The organism is Flavobacterium sp. LM5, from assembly GCF_002017945.1.
Lineage (GTDB): Bacteria > Bacteroidota > Bacteroidia > Flavobacteriales > Flavobacteriaceae > Flavobacterium > Flavobacterium succinicans.
Genome location: NZ_MUFX01000004.1, coordinates 347,914 through 373,647, shown reverse-complemented (window position 1 = coordinate 373,647; position 25,734 = coordinate 347,914). Strand labels below are relative to the sequence as shown.

20 protein-coding genes are annotated in these 25,734 nt (G+C 34.7%); 12 read left to right on the top strand and 8 right to left on the bottom strand.

All coding sequences use genetic code 11. From position 1 onward, the window contains the following. Positions 1–152 precede the first annotated feature (152 nt). Both BXU11_RS13825 and BXU11_RS13820 read right to left on the bottom strand, forming a co-directional pair. Positions 153–1,100, bottom strand: a complete 948-nt coding sequence (locus tag BXU11_RS13825; protein ID WP_078212940.1) for a tRNA-dihydrouridine synthase — start codon at positions 1,098–1,100, stop codon at positions 153–155. Positions 1,101–1,933: 833 nt separating this feature from the next. Beyond that, positions 1,934–2,431: a GNAT family N-acetyltransferase gene (locus BXU11_RS13820; protein ID WP_078212939.1), complete on the bottom strand. Its 498-nt coding sequence runs from the start codon at positions 2,429–2,431 to the stop codon at positions 1,934–1,936. Between the two features lie 138 nt (positions 2,432–2,569). Between BXU11_RS13820 and menD the strand changes: the two genes are divergently transcribed. Both menD and BXU11_RS13810 read left to right on the top strand, forming a co-directional pair. Further along, entirely contained in the window at positions 2,570–4,228 is a 1,659-nt protein-coding gene (gene menD, locus BXU11_RS13815; protein ID WP_078212938.1) for a 2-succinyl-5-enolpyruvyl-6-hydroxy-3-cyclohexene-1-carboxylic-acid synthase, read from the top strand. 92 nt (positions 4,229–4,320) lie between these two features. Then, positions 4,321–4,662, top strand: a complete 342-nt coding sequence (locus BXU11_RS13810) for a DUF2853 family protein (protein WP_024982524.1) — start codon at positions 4,321–4,323, stop codon at positions 4,660–4,662. Between the two features lie 217 nt (positions 4,663–4,879). Here the strand turns inward: BXU11_RS13810 and BXU11_RS13805 are convergent, their stop codons facing one another. Next, positions 4,880–6,232 (bottom strand): M28 family metallopeptidase, encoded by a 1,353-nt coding sequence (locus BXU11_RS13805; protein ID WP_078212937.1) that lies wholly within the window; start codon positions 6,230–6,232, stop codon positions 4,880–4,882. A 175-nt stretch (positions 6,233–6,407) separates the two neighbouring features. Here BXU11_RS13805 and BXU11_RS13800 point away from each other — a divergent pair, with 175 nt between their 5' ends. From BXU11_RS13800 to BXU11_RS13755, 10 genes are all read left to right on the top strand, one after another. Next, positions 6,408–7,262 (top strand): S1 RNA-binding domain-containing protein, encoded by an 855-nt coding sequence (locus tag BXU11_RS13800; RefSeq protein ID WP_078212936.1) that lies wholly within the window; start codon positions 6,408–6,410, stop codon positions 7,260–7,262. Between the two features lie 722 nt (positions 7,263–7,984). Next, entirely contained in the window at positions 7,985–8,815 is an 831-nt protein-coding gene (locus BXU11_RS13795) for a 1,4-dihydroxy-2-naphthoyl-CoA synthase (protein ID WP_078212935.1), read from the top strand. An 83-nt stretch (positions 8,816–8,898) separates the two neighbouring features. After that, the gene (locus tag BXU11_RS13790) at positions 8,899–9,414 is read left to right on the top strand and encodes a PH domain-containing protein (RefSeq protein WP_078212934.1); all 516 of its coding nucleotides are present in this window, start codon (positions 8,899–8,901) and stop codon (positions 9,412–9,414) included. Further along, positions 9,415–10,938 (top strand): PH domain-containing protein, encoded by a 1,524-nt coding sequence (locus tag BXU11_RS13785; RefSeq protein ID WP_078212933.1) that lies wholly within the window; start codon positions 9,415–9,417, stop codon positions 10,936–10,938. A 103-nt stretch (positions 10,939–11,041) separates the two neighbouring features. Beyond that, entirely contained in the window at positions 11,042–12,004 is a 963-nt protein-coding gene (gene menA, locus BXU11_RS13780) for a 1,4-dihydroxy-2-naphthoate octaprenyltransferase (protein ID WP_078212932.1), read from the top strand. A 39-nt stretch (positions 12,005–12,043) separates the two neighbouring features. Then, the gene (locus tag BXU11_RS13775; protein ID WP_024982519.1) at positions 12,044–12,721 is read left to right on the top strand and encodes a metal-dependent hydrolase; all 678 of its coding nucleotides are present in this window, start codon (positions 12,044–12,046) and stop codon (positions 12,719–12,721) included. A 367-nt stretch (positions 12,722–13,088) separates the two neighbouring features. Next, a complete protein-coding gene (locus tag BXU11_RS13770; RefSeq protein WP_078212931.1) occupies positions 13,089–14,288 on the top strand; it encodes a tetratricopeptide repeat protein in 1,200 nt (399 codons plus the stop codon). Between the two features lie 98 nt (positions 14,289–14,386). Further along, positions 14,387–15,025, top strand: a complete 639-nt coding sequence (locus tag BXU11_RS13765; RefSeq protein ID WP_078212930.1) for a hypothetical protein — start codon at positions 14,387–14,389, stop codon at positions 15,023–15,025. 186 nt (positions 15,026–15,211) lie between these two features. Beyond that, positions 15,212–16,258, top strand: coding sequence for an o-succinylbenzoate synthase (locus BXU11_RS13760; protein WP_078212929.1), 1,047 nt, complete (start codon positions 15,212–15,214; stop codon positions 16,256–16,258). A gap of 14 nt (positions 16,259–16,272) precedes the next feature. Continuing rightward, complete coding sequence (locus BXU11_RS13755) at positions 16,273–16,740, top strand: CYTH domain-containing protein (protein ID WP_078212928.1); 468 nt, start codon at positions 16,273–16,275, stop codon at positions 16,738–16,740. 118 nt (positions 16,741–16,858) lie between these two features. Here BXU11_RS13755 and BXU11_RS13750 read toward each other — a convergent pair whose 3' ends face one another. The 5 genes from BXU11_RS13750 to BXU11_RS13730 all read right to left on the bottom strand — a co-directional run bounded on the left by BXU11_RS13750 (position 16,859) and on the right by BXU11_RS13730 (position 25,571). Then, positions 16,859–18,016, bottom strand: coding sequence for an OFA family MFS transporter (locus tag BXU11_RS13750; RefSeq protein ID WP_078212927.1), 1,158 nt, complete (start codon positions 18,014–18,016; stop codon positions 16,859–16,861). A gap of 36 nt (positions 18,017–18,052) precedes the next feature. Then, on the bottom strand, positions 18,053–18,835 hold the full coding sequence (gene pflA / locus BXU11_RS13745) for a pyruvate formate-lyase-activating protein (RefSeq protein WP_078212926.1): 783 nt from the start codon (positions 18,833–18,835) through the stop codon (positions 18,053–18,055). Between the two features lie 92 nt (positions 18,836–18,927). After that, positions 18,928–21,162 carry a formate C-acetyltransferase gene (gene pflB / locus BXU11_RS13740; protein ID WP_078212925.1) on the bottom strand — a complete coding sequence of 745 codons (2,235 nt, stop codon included), beginning with the start codon at positions 21,160–21,162 and terminating at the stop codon, positions 18,928–18,930. 351 nt (positions 21,163–21,513) lie between these two features. Beyond that, positions 21,514–22,893, bottom strand: coding sequence for a 30S ribosomal protein S6--L-glutamate ligase (rimK, locus tag BXU11_RS13735; RefSeq protein WP_024982682.1), 1,380 nt, complete (start codon positions 22,891–22,893; stop codon positions 21,514–21,516). Between the two features lie 128 nt (positions 22,894–23,021). Further along, on the bottom strand, positions 23,022–25,571 hold the full coding sequence (locus BXU11_RS13730; RefSeq protein ID WP_024982683.1) for an ATP-dependent Clp protease ATP-binding subunit: 2,550 nt from the start codon (positions 25,569–25,571) through the stop codon (positions 23,022–23,024). Positions 25,572–25,734 lie beyond the last annotated feature (163 nt).

Genomic DNA, 25,734 nt, shown 5'->3' with positions numbered 1-25,734 from the left:
CTGATGTCTTTGATGGAAAATTATGAAAGTAAAGTAGTTGCTAATCTTGTTGAATTGAAGTTAGAATTTTACTGGTATTTAAAGATATTCATTTCAATCTGAGTCATCCGCGTTCCGTTTTAAAACGATTTACATACAATTTCAGGTAAAATTTATGACTCTTTCGCTATAATTTCTTTTACAGCAGCCTCGTAATTTCGGATACTTTTGGCCTTTTTAATTTGCTTATGTACTTTGTGTGGATTTGAAAAAAGCACCGAAAAGTACTCCCACAAATGGTGCATTTTCAATAGAATATGAGTAGCACCAGATAAAGATTCGCTATAGCCTTCGTAAAGCGTATCATGAAACTGGCTAAACACTTCCATTTTATTTTTGGGGTATTCGAAAGTATTGTTTTTAATCATACTAGGAAGAAAGGGGTCTGCAATCAATCCGCGCCCAATCATCCAGTGGTCGATACTCGGGAAACGTTGCTGCATCTTTTGAAATTGCGCCACCGAAGTGATGTCCCCGTTGTAATACAACTTGTGTTTGGTAGTGTCAATGCAGTTTTGAAACCCTTCCAAATCGACACCTCCTTTGTACAATTGTTTTCCTAAACGAGCGTGAATGGCAATGTTTTTTATGGGATATTGGTCCAAAATAGGAAGGACGTCTAGTATTTCTTGTGGCGATTCGTAGCCCAAACGCATTTTCATGGATACAATAATATCTGTTTCGGTATGCGCTCTGTCGAGTATGTGATTGATTTTTTCTGTATTGCTGATGAGCCCTGAACCCATTCCTGATTTGGTAACCATCGGGTAGGGGCAACCTAGATTCCAATTAAGTTCTTTGTACCCCAATTCTTTTACATAGCGAGCAACAAATAAAAATTCTTCGGCATCGTTCGTAATTACTTGCGGAATTACTTCAAGCGTAGCATTGTTTTCTGGGAGTAAATCTCTGTGATAGGAATTTTTGATGAGTAATTTTCCGTTCAGCCGAATATAAGGCGAATAAAAAGTGTCGATGCCGCCAAAATATTTTTGTTGTGCATTTCGAAATCGGTAATCGGTGAATCCTTGTAAAGGTGAAGAAAGCAATGTGAAACTCATAGTCGTAATAAAGCTGCAAAGATAAGTCATTCAAGCGGAAGGCGACTCATTAATTATTTTCTGTTTTTTAGCCACGAATTTATTGAGATTTATTTTTTTAGCCACGAATTCACGAATTAATAAAATAAAACGAAGCCGACAGATTACTCAAATTCAAGAAAACTTAAAAATTTGTGTTGTTTTTCTGCTATGAATTTAAAATTTAATTCGTGGCTATTATTTAGTACGAATTCAAGAATCTGTAAAATAAAACGAAGCCGACAGATTACTCTAATTGTAATTATTTTAGGTATTTTTTTGGACATTAATTGCCTCCAACTTTAGTTGGAGGGGTAAAATTTGAATGTTTTAATGGCTTTAGCCAAAATTAGCTGCTTTTATTTGGCTAAAGCCAATGCAATCATTCCTTTTATCTCCAGCTAAAGCTGGAGTCAATTCAAACTATATAATAAAACAATCTTAATAACTCTAGCTAAAGCTGGAGCCAATTCAAACTATATAATAAAACAATCTTAATAACCCCAGCTAAAGCTGGAGTCAATTCAAACTATATAATAAAACAATCTTAATAACTCTAGCTAAAGCTGGAGTCAATTCAAACTATATAATAAAACAATCTTCATAACTCCAGCTAAAGCTGGAGTCAATTGAAACTAGATAATAAAACAATCTTCATAACTCCAGCTAAACCTGGAGCCAATTGAAAGAAAAATAACGGGGTAATTACCTCTAATTCAATAAAAAAATAATTCGTGCATTCGTGGCTATTATTTAGTACGAACGCACGAATAGATAAATAATAATTCGTGAATTCGTGGCTAAACAAAACTACTTTATTCCAAAATCAATTGCATGAATACCGAATGCAACCAACGATCAAATTTAAAGCCCGATTCTTTGATGATACCCACAGTTTTGAATCCGAATTTTTCATGAAACAACACACTACCTTGATTTTCGGCATCGATAACTGCAATCATCGTGTGGAGTTTTTGTGCTTTGGCCAAAGCAATTAGTTCTGCTAATAATACGTTTCCAATTCTTTTTCCGTGGTAATCATTCGCTACATAGACAGAATGTTCGACAGTAAATTTGTAAGCTTCTCTAAAACGAAACTCGCTGTACATTCCAAAACCAACCACTTGACCCTCTGCTTCGGCTACTATTACAGGGAATTTTTTAGCCAATTTATCATACAAAATCGCTTTTTGTTGTTCATACGTTCTGATGTTGTAATCATACAAAGCGGTTGAATGCAAAATGTTATAGTTGATGATGTCCAATATGGCTTGTGTATCTTCGGTTTGGTAGGGTCTGATTTCGATTTTCATTTTTAAAGTATTTCTATCCAAAAATAGGAAAAATTGATACGATTTGAAGGTTTTCGGTACTCAAGTTTGTAACTTTGCCGCTCAAGTTGAAGTACTATAACTTCTAACTTTTTTAACATCTAATTTCCAAATTCAAAAATGGTTTATCCCAAAATACCTTTAGCACAAAGCATACTTCAGATTTTTTTAGCCAAAGGAATTCAAACAATAGTTATCTCTCCAGGTTCTCGAAATGCCCCTTTAACGATTGGTTTTGCGAGTCATCCTGATTTTACTTGTTATAGCATTGCCGACGAGCGTTGCGCTGCATTTTTTGCGATGGGAATTGCCCAACAAACGCAAAAGCCAGTGGCCGTGGTGTGTACTTCTGGTTCGGCATTACTGAATTATTATCCTGCATTTGCAGAGGCTTTTTATAGTCAGATTCCGTTGATTGTACTTTCTGCAGACCGTCCACAAAGCAAGATAGACATTGGCGACGGACAAACGATTCGTCAAGAGAATGTTTTCCTGAATCATTCGTTATACAATGCCAATTTAACCGAAGACGCTTCTTTCGAGAATGATGTAAAAATCAACGAAGCGATTACTACTTCGATTACCCAAAAAGGTCCCGTTCATATCAATGCGCCTTTCGAAGAACCATTGTATGAAACTGTTGAAGCTTTTACGGTAAATGCTCATATTGATGCAACGATTCCCGCTACCGTTGATAAACCATTAGGTGATTTAACGCCTTTTGCGGTGATTTGGAATGCTTCCAAAAAGAAAATGATTTTGGTAGGCGTTAGTGGTTTGGATGCCAATGCGAAGTCGATTAACGTGATTGCGAATGACGATTCGATTATAGTGATGACCGAAACAACTTCGAATATTCATCATCCGAGTTTTGTCAACAATATAGATACCATCATTACGCCGTTTACAAAAGAAGATTTCGAGGAGTTTCAACCCGATATTTTGGTGACTTTTGGAGGAATGGTGGTGTCCAAACGCATCAAAGCTTTTTTAAGAAAGTATAAGCCCAAACACCATTGGCACATTGACCCTTTGAGAGCTTACGATACTTTTGGTGCTTTAACGTATCATTTTGAAGTGCATCCGAATACCTTTTTTAGCGCATTTTATCCTTTGGCACAAAAGGTAAAGAGTTCTTATTCTTCCCAATTAGCGCATGTGAAATATTTGCGCAAGCAAAAACACGATTGGTATGTTTCTAAAATGCCGTTTTGTGATTTTATGGTTTTTGATAAAGTAATTTCGAATTTGCCTAAAAATTCGCAATTGCAAATCAGTAACAGTTCGGCCATTCGATACGCTCAGTTGATTGATATTGACCCGTCGATTGAAGTGTTTTGCAACCGAGGAACCAGCGGTATCGATGGAAGTACGTCGACTGCCATTGGAGCGGCTGTAGCCAACGGAAAACCAACGGTTTTTATGGGCGGCGATATTGGTTTTTTCTACGATAGTAACTCCCTTTGGAACAATTATATTCCGAAAGATTTCAAAATCATCCTTATCAATAATGGAGGCGGAGGAATCTTTAGAATCTTACCAGGACATAATGAAACTCCAGTTTTTAATACTTTTTTCGAAACCTCACATCACTTAACCGCGGAACATTTGGCTAAAATGTATGGTTTAGCATACAGCAAAGCGACAGATGCTGCAAGTTTAGATGAAGCCATTGCTACTTTGTTCCAACAAAATGAACAACCTCAACTATTAGAAATTTTCACCCCAACGGTTGAAAACGATAAGATTTTGTTGCAATATTTTAAAGAGTTGATATAAATTATTGATTTGGTAATAATAGAAAAGATTAAATGTTTAAATTTGAGAGAGTTATAAAAAAAAAACAAATAATAAATTTTAAACTTTATTCTATGAGTTCCAGAGAAGAATTAATCGTTAAGTATGCCTCAGATTTAAAAGAAAAGTGTGGTGTAACTCCAGACATGGATTTACTTACGAAAGTAACCATTGGTTGTGGACCATCTATTTACAATGCCGATTCCGCTACTGTAGCAGGAAGTCAGCCTTCGGAATTAGAAACGGTAAAAAAGAATTTCTTGATTGGGAAATTAGGACTTGCAGATGGGCCAGAATTAGATAGTTCCATTGATGCTGTGATGGAACAGTATGGAAAATCAAATGCCAATAAATATAGAGCAGTGGTATATTATTTGTTGACCGTGCATTTCAAAAAAGAAAGTGTGTACAACTAGTAAAGTGAATTACCTTTTAAATAAAAAGCGCCTTAATTGGCGCTTTTTGTTTGTTTTATGGAAAGCCGTTTGCTTAACCGATTACACTTGCAACCAGAAAAAGAACGATTAAAACAATGACTACTACTTTTAAGTATTTTGAATTTCTCATGATTGTTTTTTTTGTTGTTTTCAAAAATATCAAAACTTTTTGATTTTGAGCTATGCGAGGCGTATTTTAACGAATCGGAATTGGATATACGGGCAAGCTAGCATGTCCTAAAGCATCTACAGACTGTACGGCAAAGAAGTAATTGTCTTTTGAGTAAGGGATTTCTATTTTGTTTTCTTTTGTGAAAACTGCTTTTTGCCAATGAGAAGCGCTTGTTTCTCTTATTAAAATGGTGTATCCAAAAACGGGTTTTCCTTGTGGAGCTTGCCAAACTAGTACGGATGAATTGGTTAGTTCTTTAACTTCAATTCCGACGTTTTCTGGTGCTTTGGGCGACCAAGCTAAATTGCTGAAAGTAGACAAATTAGAGCAGGTTACTTTACGCATGTATTCAAAGTCCATGAACTCGGGTAAATCGCCATATTGAATGTTGTTTTCTTTGCGAACGTTTTGATGTTGATGGTCATAGTTCTCATTCATTTCACAAAAACGAATCGCTGTAAAACCATTTTGGCTAAAGGGAGTATGGTCACCACCTCTTAAAAAACGATCATTACGGTACACCAATTGAATGTCTAGTTGTGGTACATATTGATTGGTTACCGTTTTGATATAGCGGGCCAATTGTCGGGACGGACTATCATTGTCGCGATTGGTAGCTTTTCTCATTTTGGCTTCGGCCTCTGTTTCGGTATAAGGAATTGTTTCGCTAAATACGCGAACTTGAGTGTTATCGCGCAGTTGGGTACCGCTTGATAAACTATTGCCAATCATGTCATTATTGAGCATGGCAATCAGGTTCCATTTTTGTTCTTTGGCTATATCGGCCAAATGTTTCGCTCCATACAATCCTTGTTCTTCACCCACTACGGCTACAAATATGAGGGTAAACGGAAATTCTCTTTGACTCATGATTCTGGCTAGTTCCATTACACAAGCCACTCCCGAACCATCATCATTAGCACCTGGCGCATCCGATTTGGCATCCATTACATCAGAAGCACGGGAATCCAAGTGCCCACTAATTATTAATACACGATTATCGGTTGGGTCAGTTCCTTTTAGGGTTGCCATTACATTGCCTAATTCGCTATCCACAGCGATTCGTTTGCCATCGGCCTTGATGGTGAAATAGTCAATTTTAGAGGTCAGTCTTCCATTGGAAGCTAATGCGTATTTGTTAAATTCTGATTTTACCCAGCGCTGAGCAGCACCTATTCCGCGTGTGTTACTTTTAGTATCACTTAAAGTATGTCGCGTACCAAAAGAAACTAATTTCTTTACAATGGCTTCTAGGTTTTCGGTTTTGACTTCATTCACCATTTTGAAGATTTCTGGGTCGGAAGCTGTGTTTTGGGAGTGTAAATTTGGAACTACAAAGAGTAGTAAAAAGAGTTGAAAAAGTACAGTTGGTTTCATTGGAGTTAGTTTGATTTTTTCAAATTTAAACAATTAAAATAGTTTTAGGTATTTTGATTTGGAGATTAACACTAGTACAATGACGAGCTTCACAAGATACATCGAAGAATCTCAACGCTTAACTCTAGAATAAAGCAAAGTCTTTGTACCTTTGCGCCATAGAAAATAGAAGAAAATGATTCAAATAGGAAAATACAATACCCTAACCATTTTAAGAGATACCAAAGTAGGTTTGTTTTTAGGCAACCCTGAGCAAGACCCAGAAGGAATACACGATATTCTTTTACCTAACAAATATGTTCCAAACGAATTTGAAATTGGAGAGGAATTGATAGTTTTTGTGTATTTAGACCACGAACAACGACCTGTAGCAACAACTTTAGAGCCTTATATTTTATTGAATGAATTTGCTTTACTAAGAGTAAATTACATCAACCAAGTAGGTGCTTTTATGGATTGGGGAATGGAGAAAGATATTTTGGTTCCCTTCAAAGAGCAAGCGCGTCCTATGGAAAAAGGAAAGCGTTATTTGGTGTATTTGTATATGGATGAAAAAACGAATCGATTGGTTGCGTCTAGTAAAACCAATCAGTTTTTGAGTAATGATGTCCTTACTGTTGAAAAAGGAGAAGAAGTAGATTTAATTGTTTCGCATATTACCGAGATTGGGATTAACGTAATCATCAACGAAAAACATAAAGGCTTGCTTTACAAAGACGAAGTATATGATGATGCCATTCGAACTGGGGACAGAATGCGAGGCTACATCAAAAATATTCGCCCTGATAATAAGATTGATGTTTCGTTGCAAATTCAAGGTTATCAAAGTATTGAGCCTAATGCTGAAAAGATTTTGAATGAATTAAGAGCAAGTCGCGGTTTCTTGCGATTAAATGATAATTCGCATCCAGAAGACATTAAAACTGTTTTGAAGATGAGCAAAAAAACATTCAAAAAAGCAATTGGTGCTTTGTACAGAGATAAAGTAATTGAGATTAAAGAAGACGGGATTTATTTGATTCAAGAATAATTCTAACAGTATAAAATAAAAAAAGGCTAATCGATATACGGTTAGCCTTTTCTCTTTTGACGACAAATTGTCTTCAAAAAGGATGCATTCGTAAGGTCTTTGTATCACCTGAAAAACAACAGTTTTTAACGAAAAGTAACTGCTTATAATAGATTAACTTAAGTGTAAAATACCTATTGAATGTTTTGCCTTTAAATGGAATTTTCGATTGGTTCAAAATAATTGAATTAACCTTGCAATAAAACCATTAGTTCTTATATAAATTGTAAGGATTCGATTGTGGTTTTACTCCCTTATTTCTTTTAGGTAACCAAATTGAAACACTTATTGTTAACTGTAGGTGCTACTATTATGTTCTAGTATTTTTTGCAAACGAATCATCCATTTGCCCAATTGTTTTTGAAGTAGATTTTATCATTCTTTCCGAAAAAAATTGAGCGACATTTTTTTTAACTAATTTCAAAAGCTTTCATTTTTTAAGGTTAATAATTCAGTGAAAAAATCCACGCTAATCTAAGCTCAAAAAAAGAAGTACAACGCTGATTAGCAATAATTAAAAGTACTCATTTTTTTAGTTCGTGTTTGTTAAAAAACTGAATTTCTGACCAATTTTAACATTTCAAAAAGATTCGTCAGATTAGGATTATCAAAGCTTATTCAATTAGAATAGTTTAAAATAGAAAAATGCTTTATTTTTACACTAAAATTTAAAATTGTAACTAATGGAATGGATTACCGCTAGAGAATTTGAAGATATCACGTATAAAAAATGCAATGGTGTGGCCAGAATTGCATTCAACAGACCCAATGTTCGCAACGCTTTCAGACCCAAAACAACTGCTGAATTATATCAAGCTTTTTATGATGCACAAGAAGATACTTCTATTGGAGTAGTCTTGTTATCTGCCGAAGGTCCTTCTACCAAAGATGGAGTGTATTCTTTCTGCAGTGGTGGTGACCAAAATGCAAGAGGTCATCAAGGCTATGTGGGAGATGATGGTCAACATCGTTTGAACATTCTAGAAGTACAACGTCTTATCCGTTTTATGCCAAAAGTTGTTATTGCGGTAGTGCCAGGATGGGCTGTTGGTGGTGGACACAGTTTACATGTAGTTTGTGATATGACTTTAGCTAGTAAAGAACACGCTATTTTCAAACAAACGGATGCCGATGTAACTAGTTTTGATGGCGGTTATGGTTCAGCGTACTTGGCCAAAATGGTAGGGCAGAAAAAAGCGCGTGAAATATTCTTTTTAGGACGTAATTATTCTGCTCAAGAAGCTTTTGAAATGGGCATGGTCAATGCTGTTATTCCTCATGATGAATTAGAAGAAACCGCTTACCAATGGGCACAAGAAGTATTAGCAAAATCACCAATGGCGATCAAAATGCTAAAATTCGCCATGAATCTAACCGATGACGGTATGGTAGGACAACAAGTCTTTGCAGGCGAAGCCACTCGTTTGGCATACATGACCGAAGAAGCCAAAGAAGGTAGAAATGCATTCCTAGAAAAACGCAAACCAAATTTCGAAAAGAAATGGTTGCCTTAGAAGGGAGGTACTTTTGTAATTTATAGGTTTGAGGTTTCAATTTTTTATATTTTGAAACCTTCAATTTTTAATTTTGAAAATAAATGAAAGATTTCACAAACGATGTTATTGATACCTCTCAGCTTCCAAAATTTGAAGAAGTAGATTTTTCTGTATTGCATCCCAACTATTGGAAGGTAACCTTGATAAATTTGATGGTTTTATTTTTGATAATTGGTGTAATAATTGGGGTTGTCCTATTCTATAATGAAGACCTTGCGGATTTTGTCACTGAAATTTATTTACTATATACGGTATTGGTATTTTTAGTACTTTTTATTTCTAGACTTAGTTTCATGAAAAAAAGATTCGCATTTAGGAATCATGACCTGTTGTTTAGATATGGCATTATAGCGACAAATACACATGTAATTCCGTATAATAGAATACAACATGTCTCAATAAATGAAGGGATGATTTCTAGATTTTTTGGTTTAGCAAATCTAGAGATTTTTACAGCTGGAGGTGGTTCAAGTGATATAGAAATACCTGGAATAGCAAAAATGCAGGCCGAAAATATTAAACAATTATTGATGGGGAAAATTCAAAAACAGTTGTAAATGATTACCGACTTTAATCAGCCTCAACGACAATCTTTAGCCGGTGTTCTAATAATGTTTGTTTTTACTCTTCAAGGATTTGTAAAAGCATTTTGGCCCATTTTATTGCTTTGGATTTATAAATTTAATGACGCAAATAAAATCTATCTATTAATTGGTGGAATAGTTTTTTTTATAGCAATGGTTGGTTTGGTCTCTTATTTGAAATATTGGAACTTTACATTCTATATTGATCAAGAAAATAATGAGTTCATAATTAATGAGGGCGTTTTTAATAAAACCAAAACAACTATTCAACTTCATAAGATTCAACAAGTTAATATTAATCAGTCCTTAATACAAAAAATCGTTGATGTTTATGAATTGGATGTTGATACTGCAGGATCTACTAAGAAAGAAGCTAATATCAAAGCAATAACATATGAATTGGCACTGCATTTAAAGAGTCGATTGCTAGAAAATGAAGGTTCAAGGGAGCTTGGTAAAGAGGATTCGATTCATGTAGAAAATACGTTATCAACTGAAAAAACGGCTAAAAATGAATCTGAGTTTATAAAGATTAGTTTATTGAGTTTGTTGAAGATGGGAGTTACCTCCAATTACATAAAAAGTTTTTTTGTTTTATTGGCTTTTTTTATCACTGTTTTCGACCATATTAAACAATTTACAGGACGAAATGTTTTGAATGATGAAAATCTTGAAGATTATGTTGAAGAAAGTACAGTATTAACTGCCTTCCTTTCTTTATTCAGCTTTGTTATCCTTGCAGTCGTTTCAATCAATTTAACAAGAATAGTTTTTACTTTCTTTAATTATAAAATCTCAAGAGAAAAAGGTTCATTGTTGCTCACTTATGGCTTGTTGAATACTAAAGCTACTATTGTAAAACCCGCAAAGGTCCAAATGACTAGTATAACACAGAACTTCTTTCAAAAAAAAATGAATGTTTTGCATCTTAGAATAAATCAAGCTACAAGTGGTGAAAAAGAAAATCATAAACTAGCCATTGAAATTCCAGGTTGTAATCAACTAGAAAAAGAGGCTATTTTGAAATTATTGTTCCATAAAATTCCTGAAAAGGAAATCATGCTAAAGCCGAATTTTAGAAAACTAGGTTTTGCAGCCTTCTTAACCATTGGGCTTCCGCTTTTGGTATTCTCTTTTACAAGAGATTTTTTAATTGCAGAGTTGTCTCAAGTTGATTTTTTAGTTTTTTTTAGTATTGTTTTCGTTGGTACGATTCAGTTCTTCTCTTATAAAAACAACCGACTTTTTATAAATAAAGATTTTATTATTCTTCAAAGTGGGGCATGGGATATAACGAATAGAATTATTATACCAAGTAAAATACAAGCAATTACAACTTCACAACTTTTATGGCATAAAAATAGTAATATTGGTTCCTTAACTTTACATACTGCTGGAGGTAAAATTAATTTTCAATTAGGTAATTTTACAGCAATACAACAATATGTTAATCTTTGGTTGTATGAAATAGAAACATCCGATAGCAATTGGATGTAAAGTAATAAAAGAAATATCTTAGAGGTTAGAATATGCAAGACAAGTAATTTTGCTTAAATCATATCTTTAATTTTTTTTAAAAATAAATAAATAAGAATAAAAAATGAAACACTGGATTCAAGCCGCACGATTAAGAACTTTACCATTATCCGTATCGGGAATAATTGTGGGGAGTATGTATGCCTTAGCGCATCCAACAGAAGCTATTTTAACACCAACCGAAGTGTTCAATTGGTCTATTTTAGGCTTTGCTTTGCTTACCACTTTGGGGCTGCAAGTATTGTCAAACTTTGCCAACGATTATGGAGATGGCGTAAAAGGCACCGATAACGAAGATAGAGTAGGGCCTAAACGTGCCATTCAAAGTGGAGTGATTTCTGCGCCAGCGATGAAGCGTGCCATAATCATCACTTCTATACTTACACTTTTATCAGCCATTACATTAATTTATATTGCTTTTGGAGACACCAATTTTGTGTATTCGTTGTTCTATTTAGTACTTGGGGTTTTGGCTATCGCCTCAGCCATCAAATATACAGTGGGAACATCTGCCTATGGATATCGCGGATACGGAGACGTTTTTGTATTTATATTCTTCGGATTGGTAAGCACGCTAGGAGTTAACTTTTTGTATTCTAAACAATTGGATTTCGATTTATTTTTGCCTGCCATTGGCATCGGATTATTGAGTGTCGCGGTGCTTAACTTAAACAATATGCGAGACGAAGCTTCGGATAGAAAATCTGGAAAGAATACAATCGTGGTACAAATGGGCGGCGAAAAGGCCAAAAAATACCATTACTTTCTAATTATCACTGCAATGGTAGTGTTTGTTGTCTTTGCCTTACTCAATAATTTTAATATTGACCAATACTTGTTTTTATTAGCCTATTACCCTTTGGTAAAACATTTGGATACGGTGAAAAAAAATACCAACCCTAAAGAATTAGATCCTGAACTGAAAAAAATAGCCTTAAGTACTTTCTTTTTGTCAGTGCTTTTTTCATTATGTATGATTTATTTCTTCTCAGACGTTATTGTGAATACTTTTATGGGTGGTCGATAAAAGGCTTCTTTCAATCTTTCAATCTTTAATTATTAAATTATGAAAATTACATTCTACGGACACGCTTGTATTGGAATTGAAGTGGCAGGAAAGCATATTTTGGTAGATCCATTTATCACCGGAAACCCAAAAGCTAGCCATATCAATGTGAATGAACTAAAAGCAGATTACATTTTGATTACCCATGCTCATTTTGACCATGTGCAAGATGTCGAGGCTATTGCTAAACGCACCGATGCTGTGATTGTTTCCAATTGGGAAATAGCCAATTATTTCGGTGCCAAAGAACTAAAATTCCATCCTATGAATCATGGCGGAAGCTGGACTTTCGATTTCGGAAAAGTAAAGTACGTGGCTGCGGTTCACTCAAGCGCCTTCCCAGACGGAACTTACGGTGGGAATCCTGGTGGATTTGTAATCGAAGGGGAACACAAAAACATCTACATCTCTGGCGATACGGCACTAACAATGGATATGAAATTAATCCCAATGCGAACCAAACTAGATTTAGCGATTTTCCCAATTGGAGATTGCTTTACGATGGATATAGAAGACGCCATTATTGCTTCGGATTTTGTAGAATGCGACAAAGTGTTAGGCTGTCATTTTGATACTTTTGGTTTCATAGAAATCAATCACGAACAAGCCATCAAGAAGTTTTTCGACAAAGGAAAAGACCTAATGCTTTTATCCATTGGCGAGTCGATAGAATTATAGTTATTTGATATAGTAAGAGTTAGGAGCTGTTTACTTCGTCAATTCGCTTCGCTCGTGTCCTGCTGTCCACTATATCTTTACTGCCGAACCCCGGCAGTAAAGGATGCCGTTCCCATCAGGGCTAGGGTCGAGTGCATTCATCACGCTTTGTTTTTATATTTTAATACTGTTTGCTCGTTGAGTGAAATTCTAACAAAAAAAAACCACATAGGATCATAGAAAAATGCTAATCCGCTAAAGAATCAATAGAAATAGGATAATTTTTCGCATAGAATAACTATGTGAAGAGTAAAACGTCTATTGGTTACTTTTAAAAAGAATAATAAATTCTATGTTTCTATGTGGTTAAAAAATATGCCATTGGATTATGATTAAAAAAACATTCCTTTTACTTTTTACAGTATTTTGTTGTTCTCCATCACTTCTAGCTCAAAAAACGGGCTATTGGGACAAAGAAAGAGCTACTTCCAAAGAAATTATAGTTTCCGCAAGAGACCGAATCATCATCAAAACAGAAGATTTACCCATCGGAACCACAGAAGTCGTGTATCGCATTACGTTACTAGACGAAAACCAACAAATGGCGGGAAGCTTGGTTTCAGTACTAAAATCCATTCCAGACCCTACAGGAATTAGTCAAGGTTCTGCGGGTGCAGTGTTTATTTTGTCTAAAATCTCTGGCGATGATAAATGTCAATACGCTATTTTTTCTTCAAATGCTGCTTCTACAAACTATCAAAAGACGGGTAGTACCACAGAGGCTTGTTTTTTGCAAGAAACCCCTTTGAGCAAAGACGCCAAGCGCTTATCGACAGATAAATCAACTTGTTTGCAATCCAATGCCATTTGGTTTGGTTTCGAAAGCAAGAATTGGATAATGAAGCAAAAAATTGTGTTAGAAGTTGTGCCTTGGGTTGACTACAAATTAAGCCGTGGCTGGAGCGCAAGCAATCGTAAAAACATTATTGAGCAGTGTAAAACCTCAACAATGGCGCAAAAAATGACCAATTCGGATGATTTTTGTGTTTGTGTTTTAGACAAAATCCAAAACAAATACACCCACTCGGAATTTCAAAAGTTGCTAAAAGAAGAGCGTAACAAAGCTTTTAAAGATTTTGGTAACAGCTGTTTTGGTGAATCTAGTGTGTCCAATACAACCTATGCAGACGCAAGAAAGCAGGCGAGCCAATTAGCTAAACAAGGGAAACACGGCGAAGCCATTACCAAACTAAAGATGATTATCAATGATGGCAAAGGCAAAGTGCAAGATTATAATGCTATTGGAACCAGTTATTTGTTGACCAAACAATACGGCAAAGCCATTAAATTTTTGCAAGACGGCGAACGCTTAGACGACACAGAGTTGTTAATTAAGTTGAATTTAGCCCACGCTTATTTATTAAATGACAACTACAAATCTGCCAAAGCGATTTACAAAAAGTACCAAAATCAAAATGTCACCGATAGTTTGAGTTGGGTTGAAAATACAAAAGTGGATTTCGAAACCTTTCAAAAACTAGGAATTAAATCTGATGATTTTGAAAGGGTATTGAGTCTTTTTAATTAGACTTAGCAATGGAAATTGTTTTTTAATTTTAGTGAGAAGAAACAATTTAGTGTTATTAGGCATATTTAGATGAAATATAAAAGTTTAAAATTACTCAAATGAATAAAGAAGTTTTCAATAATGATTTTAAAGAAAAAATAGATAAAAATTTTCCCGAACTATCAAAATACTTTGATTTCAATCTTGAAGTTTTTTTTGAGTTTGATACGCTAATCTTTGAAATAAATAAATGCCTACTTCTTGAATTGAATAGAGCTTCAATAACACTAACAAATAATTTATTGGAAAGACTTTTAAAGCTTGCATTAATCAATAATGAAACTGGAATCGAGCCTTTGATTGAAAATTTAAATGTTGCTTTTCAAGAGCCTAATAGCAAACACGGCTCAATTGATTTAGCAAATTCAATTGAAAGATGTAAGAAGTTTGGACTCATTACTGATAAAGAAAAGAACTTTTTGTTCGATACCATTAGGGTGTTAATGCGGAATGGCTTTTCTCACGCAGATTCAAGTATAATTTTATCCGATTTACCAAATGATTCAAAAATGTTTCAAGGAAATTTTTCTAATCCAAATGAAAAATTAATAGAAATTAGTATAAATCAGAAGATAATCCCGACATTTCAGGCAATTCAGATGGAAAGATTTGCTAATGATAATGCAAAAGCCTATTTCGATTATGTCTTTCATTTAATCTTTAGAATTGAAAAAAGGTTAATTGAAAAACTAAAATAAAACCTGAATATAACCGCTAGAAAGAAATAGTTTGGAATTAGCCTTATTAGAAAGTTTCTTTAGTCTTTGTATTATTGTGATAATTTGTAATACAAAGGATGATTCAGTCTTGTTAGTACCAAAAGGGGAAGCAAGAAAAAGTAGAGTATAAATAAAATACACAGAACAGTTTAGAAAGACACAATTTTGAAAGCAACCTATCACAAATACTTACTTGATTTTAAACGACCATCAGGAACGTCTCGCGGTGTAATGACCACGAAGGAAACTTGGTTTCTGTTGTTGGAAGAAGATGGAAAATGGGGAATAGGAGAGTGCGGGATTCTTAGAGGTTTAAGTGCCGATGACCGTCCTGATTACGAAACCAAATTGCAGTGGGTTTGTGAAAATGTTCACTTAGGAGAGCGCGCTTTGTGGGAAGCTTTAATGGAATTTCCTTCCATTCAATTTGGTGTCGAAATGGCTTTTTTGTCGCTCAAAAGCGAAAATCCATTTTTGCTTTTTCCTTCTGATTTTGCCTCAGGCACACAATCTATAGTGATTAATGGACTTGTGTGGATGGGCGAACCTTCTTTTATGAAGGCCCAAATAGAAGAAAAAATTGCACAAGGTTTTAGTTGTATAAAACTTAAAATCGGAGCCATTGATTTTGATAAAGAGCTGGCTTTATTGGGGTATATTCGTACTCATTTTTCCGAAAATCAAATAGAAATTAGAGTGGATGCAAATGGCGCTTTTGATTCAAATGAAGCTTTATATAAATTAAATCAGTTAGCTGATTTTAAACTACATAGTATTGAGCAGCCGATAGCTAAAAACAATGCTGTCACTATGGCAGAACTATGTAAAACCACTCCATTTCCTATTGCTTTAGACGAAGAATTAATTGGTGTGTTTTCTCTTGCTGACAAAGAGCAATTACTAAAAGATATTCAACCACAATACATCATTTTGAAACCTAGTTTTGTGGGTGGTTTCAGAGGAACTCAAGAATGGATTAGTCTAGCTGATAAATATAATATTGGTTGGTGGATTACATCAGCTTTAGAAAGCAATATTGGTTTGAATGCGATTGCGCAATGGACGTATCTTCAAAATTCAAAAATGCCTCAGGGTTTAGGAACTGGAGCTCTGTATACCAATAATTTTGATTGTCCTTTGGAAGTCGAAAAGGGGCAGCTTTGGTATAGAAAAGATGCAAATTGGCATTTTGATAAAGCCATTTTTTCATAATTAAAATAGTCTAGATGATAGAAATAGAAAGAAAATTTTTGGTTACTTCAAACGATTTTATTTCGCAAGCTTTTGCTCATAATCGAATAGCTCAGGGATATATTAGCAAAAACCCAGAGCGAACAGTTCGAGTGAGAATAAAAGGAGATAAAGGTTTTTTGACCATCAAAGGAAAAGGTAATGAAAGTGGTTTGTCGCGTTTTGAATGGGAGAAAGAAATTCCTGTTGAAGAAGCACAGCAATTGATGCGTTTGTGCGAGAAAGGAACCATTGATAAAACGCGCTATGAGGTACAATCCGGAAATCACGTCATTGAAGTAGATGTTTTTTATGGTGAAAATGAAGGCTTGGTAATGGCAGAAATTGAACTATCATCTGAAACAGAAACCTTTCTCAAACCTGAATGGTTTGGAGAGGAAGTTACCAATAATCATCGCTATTACAACGGCTTTTTGAGTGAGCATCCGTTTAAAAATTGGTAATCACAAAAGTGATTCATAAATTCTAAATGGATGCGTTTTGTGAAAAATCATAAAAAAAAGCGCTCAAAAATATATTTTATTTATTTGAGCGCTTTTTTTTATGAGTATATTTTCAAGATCAAATCAACTTTTTTAGCCAAAAGCCAACCAATAAAGCCATTCCGATTAAAAGCGAGAATAGATAGAAAATCGTGATTTCATGAGTCAATCCCAAGAGTATTGGTCCAACAAAAGCAGCGGCCGACCAAGCGGTTAAAATATAGCCTAGTACTTGTCCATAATTATCAGCACCATAAATGGACTTTACAAACGAAGGCATGGTTGAAAAACCAGCGCCATAACCAGCAATAATAATATATGTGACTATTTGAAATGAAGTATTATTTGTAGCTACAATAGGAATCAAAGCAAAACAAATCATATTTACAGTCAAAAAAATCATGAAGGTTGACCAACAACCAATCTTATCTGAGATACTGGACCAAAACAATCGCCCTAGACCATTAAATAAGCCAATGATAGCCACAAACAGGGTGGATTGACTAGCTGACATGCCAACTATTTCTTCACCTAAAATGGATGCTTTCGAAATGATTGCAATTCCACCACAGACATTTAAGAATAGTAACAGCCAAAGTGCAATAAATTTAGGGTCGGTTACAATGTCTTTTGCAGTTAAAACAACAGACGAATGACTTGATTTATTGTCACATTTAGGATTAGCAAGGTACAAAGCACTCAAAAGCATGCAAATGCCATATATAGCCCCTAATACCAAAAAAGTTTTGGATAATCCCATGGATAGATATAACGGACTTATGATAAAGGAAGCTAGTAAAGATCCCAGTGCAAAAGACATGATGATGATACCTGATGCTAATCCTGGTTTTTCAGGAAACCATTTTACAACCGTATACACTGGTACTACATAGCCAAAACCTAGTCCTACGCCTTGTAGTACACCAAAAGTAAGATAAAATAAGGCGATGGAGTTAACTGAAACGGCAAAGCTGCTTCCTATTAGACCTATGAACATAAAAAAGGCACCTATCATTCCTGCTTTTGTAGGGCCAATTTTTTGAGCAAATTTGCCCATAAATGCAGCAGTTAATCCCAAAAAGCATATCGCTAAGCTGAAGGCGGTTTTGGTATCGTGCGCATTCCAATTTAATTCTGTGGCTAGTGGTTCAATCCATTTGCTATAGGCATAAATAGAACCGATGGACAATTGCATTACCATTCCTGCAATTACCATTAAATATTTATTTTTGGACATTATGAAAAAAGTGAGGTTAAATTATGTAATTTTTGTTTATCTGACGATAACGTTTTTAAAATATTGATTAAAAATAGTCGCGGTTTTATGAAGCATTTCCTCTGATGGCGAAGGTACGTCTGCCAAAGCATAATCAAAGTTTAGTAACTCCCATTTATGTTTACCCATTTGATGGAAAGGAATAATTTCTACTTTTTCAACAGTTTTGAAATTTGCAAAATATTGCCCCCATTCATGTAAGTATTCTTCTTGATCGGTCCATCCAGGGACCAATACGTATCGTAACCACATTGGTTTTCCTGTTTCCTCTCTGTATTTGGCTACTTTTAACGTTATTTTGTTTTTTAAACCGGTAAGTTTTTTATGCCAATCGTTGTTGATGTGTTTTACATCCAATAGCAAAACGTCTGTTTTATCTAACAATTCCTTAGTTTGATCATCCAGAACACGACCGTTAGAATCTAAACACGTATGAATTCCTTTTTCGTGTAATTTGTCAAAAAACGGAATTAATTTAGCTCTTTGAAGCAAAGGTTCACCACCAGACACAGTTACACCACCAGTGGTTCCGAAAAAAAGTTTTTGATTTTCGGCTTTGGCTACAAGTTCATCAACGGTGACAAATTTACCACCATGTATGTCTAATGTGTCAGGGTTTTGACAATACAAACAGCGAAATTGACATCCTTGTGTAAATACGACCATCCGAATGCCAGGACCATCATGAGTTCCGAAAGTTTCTAAGGAATGAATGCGTAGTGAATCTATATTATCAATATTTAAAGCCTCATCATGATTGGGTTGTTCTGGGAAGTACATAGGTTTACATTTTAGTATTAAAAAACCTGTTTAGAGTATTAGTCTAAACAGGTCTAAAATTAATTATTTAAAAATAATTATTACATCGAAAATTACATTCTTTCGTGGAAAGTTCTGCTAATAACCTCTAATTGGTGCGCTTTTGATAAACGTACAAAGTTTACAGCATATCCAGATACACGAATAGTTAATTGAGGATAATTTTCTGGATTTTCGTAGGCGTCCATTAATGTTTCTCTATTCAAAACATTTACATTTAAATGGTGTGCATCTCTACCAAAATAAGCATCCAATGTAGTTGTTAAATTGGTTATTTGATCTTCTTTTGTTGTTCCTAAAGATTTTGGAACCATTGAGAAGGTGTATGAAATACCATCTTGTGCATCATTGTAATCTAATTTACTTACAGAGTTTAATGATGCAATCGCACCGTTAACATCTCTTCCGTGCATTGGATTGGCTCCTGGAGCAAATGCTTCTCCACCTTTTCTACCATCTGGTGTTGCTCCAGTATTGGTTCCATACATTACATTCGAAGTAATAGTAAGTAAAGAAAGAGTTGGGGTAGCGTTTTTATATGTTTTGTGTTTTCTTAATTCTTCTACGAAAATATTGGTAATTTCAATTGCAATATCATCTACACGGTTATCATCGTTACCGAATTTTGGGAAATCCCCTTCGATATCAAAATCTACAGTTAAACCTTGTTCGTTTCGGATAGGTTTTACTTTGGCATATTTAATGGCAGATAATGAATCGGCAATGATAGAAATACCTGCTGCACCATAAGCAATATCAATAGCTGGATCACTATCGATCAAAGCCATTTGTGCTCTTTCGTAGTAATATTTATCATGCATGTAGTGAATAATGTACATAGACTTAGCGTACACTCTTGCTACTTCTGCCATTGTTTTTTTGAATGATGCAAATACTGTATCGTAATCCAATACTTCATCTTTCATTTCTGGAATGTTATTAATCACCAAAGCGCCATGAGCTTCTTCGCGACCTCCATTTAATGATAACAAAAGGGCTTTTGGTAAGTTGGCACGAGCTCCAAAATGTTGTATTGATTTTCCGATTTTTTGGTAGGAAACACAACAAGCAATTCCGTAATCATCAGAACCTCTGTTGGATTTCATCAAATCGTCATTCTCATATTGTAAAGATGAAGTGTCAATAGATACTTGAGCACAGAAATCTTTAAATCCTTTTGGAAGGTTTTGTGACCAAAGGATAGTTAAATTTGGTTCAGGTGAAGCTCCTAAGTTGTAAAGTGTTTGAAGGAAACGGAAAGAAGTTTTAGTTACTTTAGTTCTTCCATCATGAAATTGTCCACCAATAGCTTCTGTAACCCATGTTGGATCTCCTCCGAAGATTTCATCATATGCACCTGGGCGTAAATGACGCACAATACGAAGTTTCATTACGAATTGGTCAATGAATTCTTGTGCTTCTTCTTCTGTAATTAAACCAGATTCAAGGTCTCTTTCGATATAAATGTCGATAAATGAAGAAACGTTACCTAATGACATCGCAGCTCCATCTTGTTCTTTTACAGCACTTAGATAAGCTAAGTAAGTAAATTGTACTGCTTCATAAGCAGTTACAGCTGGTTTTGAAATATCGACCCCGTAAGATTGGGCCATTGTTTTCATGTCTTGTAATGCTTTGATCTGGCTTGTGATCTCTTCTCTTAAACGTACTTTGTGCTCACTCATTTCACCTGAAACAGCAGTAAAATCAGCTTTTTTTGCTTGAATTAAAGCATCAGCACCATAAAGAGGTAAACGTCTAAAATCGCCAATGATTCTTCCTCTAGCATAGTTATCAGGTAAACCTGTTAAAACGTGTTTAGAACGGAAGGTTTTGATTTCAGCATCATAGGCATCAAAAACAGCTTGATTGTGATCTTTAGCATAATTGAAAATATCTGAAACTCTTGGAGAAACTTCTAATCCTTTTTCTCTTACGGCTGATTCTACTAATTTGATTCCGCCAAAAGGTTTCATTGCTCTTTTAAGTAAAACGTCAGTTTGTAAACCTACAATAGTTTCGTTTTCTTTGTCTATATATCCAGGACCAAAAGCTGTAATGTTTGAAATAGTCTCAGTATCAATTGCTAAACAACCATTGTTTTGTCTTTCTTTTAATAATTGTAATTTGCAAGCTTCCCATAATTTTTTGGTTCTGGTAGATGGACCAGATAAAAATTCAGCGTTTCCTTGATAAGGAGTAATGTTTTTTACAACAAAATCGTATACATCTATTGTTGTGTTCCAATTTCCTTCTATAAAAGACTTGTTGTTTGTTAAAATTTCCATGGTTATTAAGTTTATTTTTGTAAGATTCTTGTATTCTACTATTTAAGTATCAATATTCTCAAATTTACATTTTTTTTATCACTTAATCTTGAGGTTTTAAACTTCTATGGAATGTTGACTATATTTTTCAAATTAGTTAAAAATGAGCATTAGAATGGCTTGTTTTTTTTATAAAATGAATTTTTTATTGGTAATAGCTACTTAATTTTCGATGCTTTTTTCGTGTAATAAAGTTGGATCCAATACTTTTTTTATTGTTTTGCGTTTGGTAGGTATCTAAAAAAAAACTTCATAAACTTTTTATAAAAATAATCAGTTCATGAAGTAATTAGAATACTTGTTATGGTTTTGTTAAAAAAGCGGCTTGTTTTTAAAGTTCTTTTCTATGGCTTTGATCATTTCTCCTGCAATATCTTTATTAGTAGCGCCCTCAATACCTTCAAGTCCGGGAGAGGAATTGACTTCTAACAATAAAGGACCTTTTGAAGATCGAATGATATCTACTCCGGCCACCTTCAAGTCCATTGCTTTTGCTGCTTTAATAGCAATTTTCTTTTCTTCGCTCGTAATTTTAACGATAGAAGCGGTGCCTCCCAAGTGGATATTGGCTCTAAATTCGCCAGGCATTGCTTCTCTTTGGATGGCGGCAACAACTTTTCCGTCAATGACAAAACAACGAATGTCTTTTCCATTGGCTTCTTTGATGAATTCTTGTACTAAGATGTTAGCATTTAAACTTTTAAAAGCATTGATTACACTTTCTGCTGCTTTTTTTGTTTCAGCTAGCACGACACCTTTTCCTTGTGTGCCTTCTAAAAGTTTGACAATTAAAGGTGATCCACCTACCATTTTAATCAAATCATCCGTGTCTAGCGGAGAGTTAGCAAAACCTGTGGTTGGAATATCTACACCATTATTTAGTAAAAGTTGTAATGAAAAAAGCTTGTCTCTAGATTGTGTTATGGCTGTAGATGAATTCAAGCAAAAAACTTTCAATGCTTCAAATTGACGGGTTAAGGCACAGCCATAAAACGTGATGCTAGGTCTAATTCTAGGAATAATCGCATCAAATTGATTCAATATTTTGCCCCCACGATAATGAATTTCAGGTGTTTTGGCATCTAATTTCATGTAGCATTCTTTGATGTTTAAGAAGTGCATTTCGTGCCCTCTCATTTCGCCGGCTTCCATGATTCTTTTGTTGCTATACAATTCAGGATTACTAGCTAAAACTCCAATTCGCAAGCCTGAACTTGCTTTTTCAGCGTTTTTATACAATTCCTTTAAATTGTCACTTGAGGGTTGGCCTAATAAATACTTTTGTTCTGGATCTACTAAGACACGACCACTCATGGCTTCTCTGCCCAATAACATTCGAAATCCCATAGAATCTCTATTTGTTAAGGTCATTTCAATTTGCCAGGTATCGTCCCCAATTTTTAATAAAGTTTGAATCACATATCGTTGTTCTCTGTAACCGCTCGAACTTTTTACAATCCGTTTGTCAATTAGTGGCGCTTCACAGTGAATGACAGTTTTATTGTTGTTTTGAATAGGGTTGATGTCAAATTTTACCCAATTACTATCGTTTTTTATAAAAGGAGCAATGTTGATCGCGTGAAGTGCAGATGTTTTTGCGCCAGAATCTACTCTGGCTTTTATGGTAGGAATATCTAAATCAGGAAAAGTACACCACTCTTCGCTACCAAGAATTAATTTGTTTTCTAACATAGAGGAATTGTATTTAATAAAAATCAAAAATACCTTTTTGTTTTTTATTAATGTTAAATAAAAATAAATAATTAGCCCGCTGAGTTAAAAAATAACGCAACGGGCTAGTGAATATTTGTAAATGTAAATTATTGATTGTTAGCTTCTTCTGTTTTTTTGACTTGAACAGTTAATTCGGAAGCTCCTTCTTCAATGTCCATGAATATCTCATCACCAACATTGATTTTAGAAGTGATAATTTCTTCAGCCAATGTATCTTCTACATATTTTTGAATAGCTCTCTTTAAGGGTCTTGCTCCAAATTGTTTGTCAAAACCTTTTTCAGCGATAAATGATTTGGCAGTATCCGAGAGATTTAAAGTGTAGCCTAATTCTTTAACCCTTTCGTATAGTTTTTTCAACTCAATTTCGATAATCAAGTCAATATCTGATTTTTCTAATGAGTTGAAAACAATAACATCATCAATTCGGTTTAAAAATTCAGGAGCAAATGTTTTTTTCAAGGCATTTTCAATAACACTTTTTGAATGATCTTCAGCTTGTGCAACTTTTGCGGCAGTGCCAAAACCAACGCCTTGACCAAAATCTTTAAGTTGTCGGGCTCCTACATTAGAAGTCATTATGATAATAGTGTTTTTAAAATCTATCTTACGACCTAAGCTGTCTGTTAAGTAGCCGTCATCCAATACTTGAAGCATCATGTTGAATACGTCTGGATGCGCTTTTTCGATTTCATCTAACAAAACAACGCAGTAAGGTTTTCTTCTTACTTTCTCGGTTAATTGTCCACCTTCCTCATAACCAACATAGCCTGGAGGTGCGCCAACTAATCGTGAAATGGCAAATTTCTCCATGTATTCGCTCATATCAATTCGAATTAAAGCGTCTTCGGAATCAAATAATTCTTTGGCCAATACTTTGGCTAATTGAGTTTTTCCAACACCAGTTTGTCCTAAGAAAATAAAGGAACCAATGGGTTTATTTGGATCTTTTAATCCAGCTCTATTTCTTTGTATCGAACGGGCGATTTTTAATACAGCATCATTTTGACCAATAACTTTGTTTTGAATCAATTCTGGTAATTTAGCTAACTTATTGCTTTCTGTTTGTGCAATTCGGTTTACAGGAATTCCAGTCATCATCGATACCACATCGGCAACATTGTCCTCGGTTACGTTGATTCTGTTGTTTTTAGAATCTTCTTCCCATTGTTCTTGTGCAATGGCTAGGTCTTTTTCGATGCGTTTTTCGTCATCACGAAGTTTTGCAGCCTCTTCGTACTTCTGTTTTTTAACCACTAGATTTTTTAGCTCTCTTACGTCTTCTAATTGACGTTCCAAATCCAAAATTTGTTTTGGTACCTCAATATTGGTAATGTGCACTCTTGAGCCAGCTTCGTCTAATGCATCAATCGCTTTGTCTGGTAAAAAACGTTCCGACATATAACGATCGGTTAATTTTACACACGCTTCAATCGCCTCGTCTGAATAGGTTACGTTGTGGTGTGATTCATATTTATCTTTGATATTATTCAAAATGGTAATGGTTTCCTCTACGGAAGTAGGTTCAACAATAACTTTTTGAAAACGTCTTTCTAATGCACCATCTTTTTCAATATACTGACGGTATTCATCTAAAGTAGTCGCTCCAATGCATTGGATTTCTCCACGTGCTAAAGCTGGTTTGAACATGTTTGAGGCATCAAGAGACCCTGTAGCGCCACCAGCGCCAACAATAGTGTGAATTTCGTCTATGAATAAAATGATATCGTCATTTTTTTCCAATTCATTCATTACGGCCTTCATGCGTTCCTCAAATTGACCTCTGTATTTAGTACCGGCTACTAAACTGGCTAAATCAAGGGTGACCACGCGCTTATTGAATAAAATACGAGACACCTTTTTTTGAATGATTCTTAAAGCCAGTCCTTCTGCTATAGCAGATTTTCCAACTCCAGGTTCACCGATTAATAAAGGGTTGTTTTTTTTGCGACGACTTAAGATTTGAGATACTCTCTCAATTTCTTTTTCGCGTCCAACAACAGGGTCTAGTTTTCCTTCTTCGGCCATTTCGGTTAAATCTCTACCAAAATTGTCCAATACTGGAGTTTTAGATTTTTTATTGGTTTTGTTGGCAGGTGTATTGAAGCTACCTTCTTTAAAACTGTCATCTTGTCCTGAATCGTCATTGTAAGATTCGTTTTTGGGCAAGTTATCTATGAATTCATTTTCGTTTGGAGTCATATTTAAGTATTGTTCTTTGGCTACATCATAATCAATTTTTAGCTTATTTAGTAGCTTGGTTGTAGGATCGTTTTCATTCCGTAAAATGCATAATAATAAATGTGCTGTACTAATTGAGGTACTTTGAAATACTTTAGCTTCTAAAAATGTTGTTTTTAGTGCTCTTTCTGCTTGACGAGTCAAATGAAGGTTCTTCTTTTCGAGATTGATTTCAAGACTTACTGGGCTAGAAGGGCTAAGAATTTCAACCTTTCGACGTAAATGATCTAAATCTACATCCAAATTGTTTAGAATATGGATTGCTTTTCCGTTACCATCTCTCAAAATACCTAACATTAAATGCTCTGTACCAATAAAGTCATGTCCTAATCTCAAGGCTTCTTCTTTACTGTACGTAATAACATCTTTAACTCTAGGGGAAAAATTGTCATCCATATGATATAATTTTATTAATTGTAAATTTACTGATTTACTATCTAAAACAAAAATCATTCCGAGTAAAATCAAGTGACAGCTAATTGACAAAAAATAATGATAAAATCATAGCGATAAAGTGTCAAATTTATGCTGGAACTAATGTTTTTTTATTGTTAATAAA

Coding starts and splice junctions, on each gene's coding strand:
- BXU11_RS13730 (WP_024982683.1), bottom strand. CDS start 25,571: ATGGATGACAATTTTTCCCCTAGAGTTAAAGATGTTATTACGTACAGT.
- BXU11_RS13820 (WP_078212939.1), bottom strand. CDS start 2,431: ATGAAAATCGAAATCAGACCCTACCAAACCGAAGATACACAAGCCATA.
- menD (WP_078212938.1), top strand. CDS start 2,570: ATGGTTTATCCCAAAATACCTTTAGCACAAAGCATACTTCAGATTTTT.
- pflA (WP_078212926.1), bottom strand. CDS start 18,835: ATGTACTTCCCAGAACAACCCAATCATGATGAGGCTTTAAATATTGAT.
- BXU11_RS13805 (WP_078212937.1), bottom strand. CDS start 6,232: ATGAAACCAACTGTACTTTTTCAACTCTTTTTACTACTCTTTGTAGTT.
- BXU11_RS13775 (WP_024982519.1), top strand. CDS start 12,044: ATGAAAATTACATTCTACGGACACGCTTGTATTGGAATTGAAGTGGCA.
- BXU11_RS13795 (WP_078212935.1), top strand. CDS start 7,985: ATGGAATGGATTACCGCTAGAGAATTTGAAGATATCACGTATAAAAAA.
- BXU11_RS13785 (WP_078212933.1), top strand. CDS start 9,415: ATGATTACCGACTTTAATCAGCCTCAACGACAATCTTTAGCCGGTGTT.
- BXU11_RS13770 (WP_078212931.1), top strand. CDS start 13,089: ATGATTAAAAAAACATTCCTTTTACTTTTTACAGTATTTTGTTGTTCT.
- BXU11_RS13800 (WP_078212936.1), top strand. CDS start 6,408: ATGATTCAAATAGGAAAATACAATACCCTAACCATTTTAAGAGATACC.
- rimK (WP_024982682.1), bottom strand. CDS start 22,893: ATGTTAGAAAACAAATTAATTCTTGGTAGCGAAGAGTGGTGTACTTTT.
- BXU11_RS13790 (WP_078212934.1), top strand. CDS start 8,899: ATGAAAGATTTCACAAACGATGTTATTGATACCTCTCAGCTTCCAAAA.
- BXU11_RS13825 (WP_078212940.1), bottom strand. CDS start 1,100: ATGAGTTTCACATTGCTTTCTTCACCTTTACAAGGATTCACCGATTAC.
- BXU11_RS13765 (WP_078212930.1), top strand. CDS start 14,387: ATGAATAAAGAAGTTTTCAATAATGATTTTAAAGAAAAAATAGATAAA.
- BXU11_RS13750 (WP_078212927.1), bottom strand. CDS start 18,016: ATGTCCAAAAATAAATATTTAATGGTAATTGCAGGAATGGTAATGCAA.
- BXU11_RS13810 (WP_024982524.1), top strand. CDS start 4,321: ATGAGTTCCAGAGAAGAATTAATCGTTAAGTATGCCTCAGATTTAAAA.
- pflB (WP_078212925.1), bottom strand. CDS start 21,162: ATGGAAATTTTAACAAACAACAAGTCTTTTATAGAAGGAAATTGGAAC.
- BXU11_RS13755 (WP_078212928.1), top strand. CDS start 16,273: ATGATAGAAATAGAAAGAAAATTTTTGGTTACTTCAAACGATTTTATT.
- menA (WP_078212932.1), top strand. CDS start 11,042: ATGAAACACTGGATTCAAGCCGCACGATTAAGAACTTTACCATTATCC.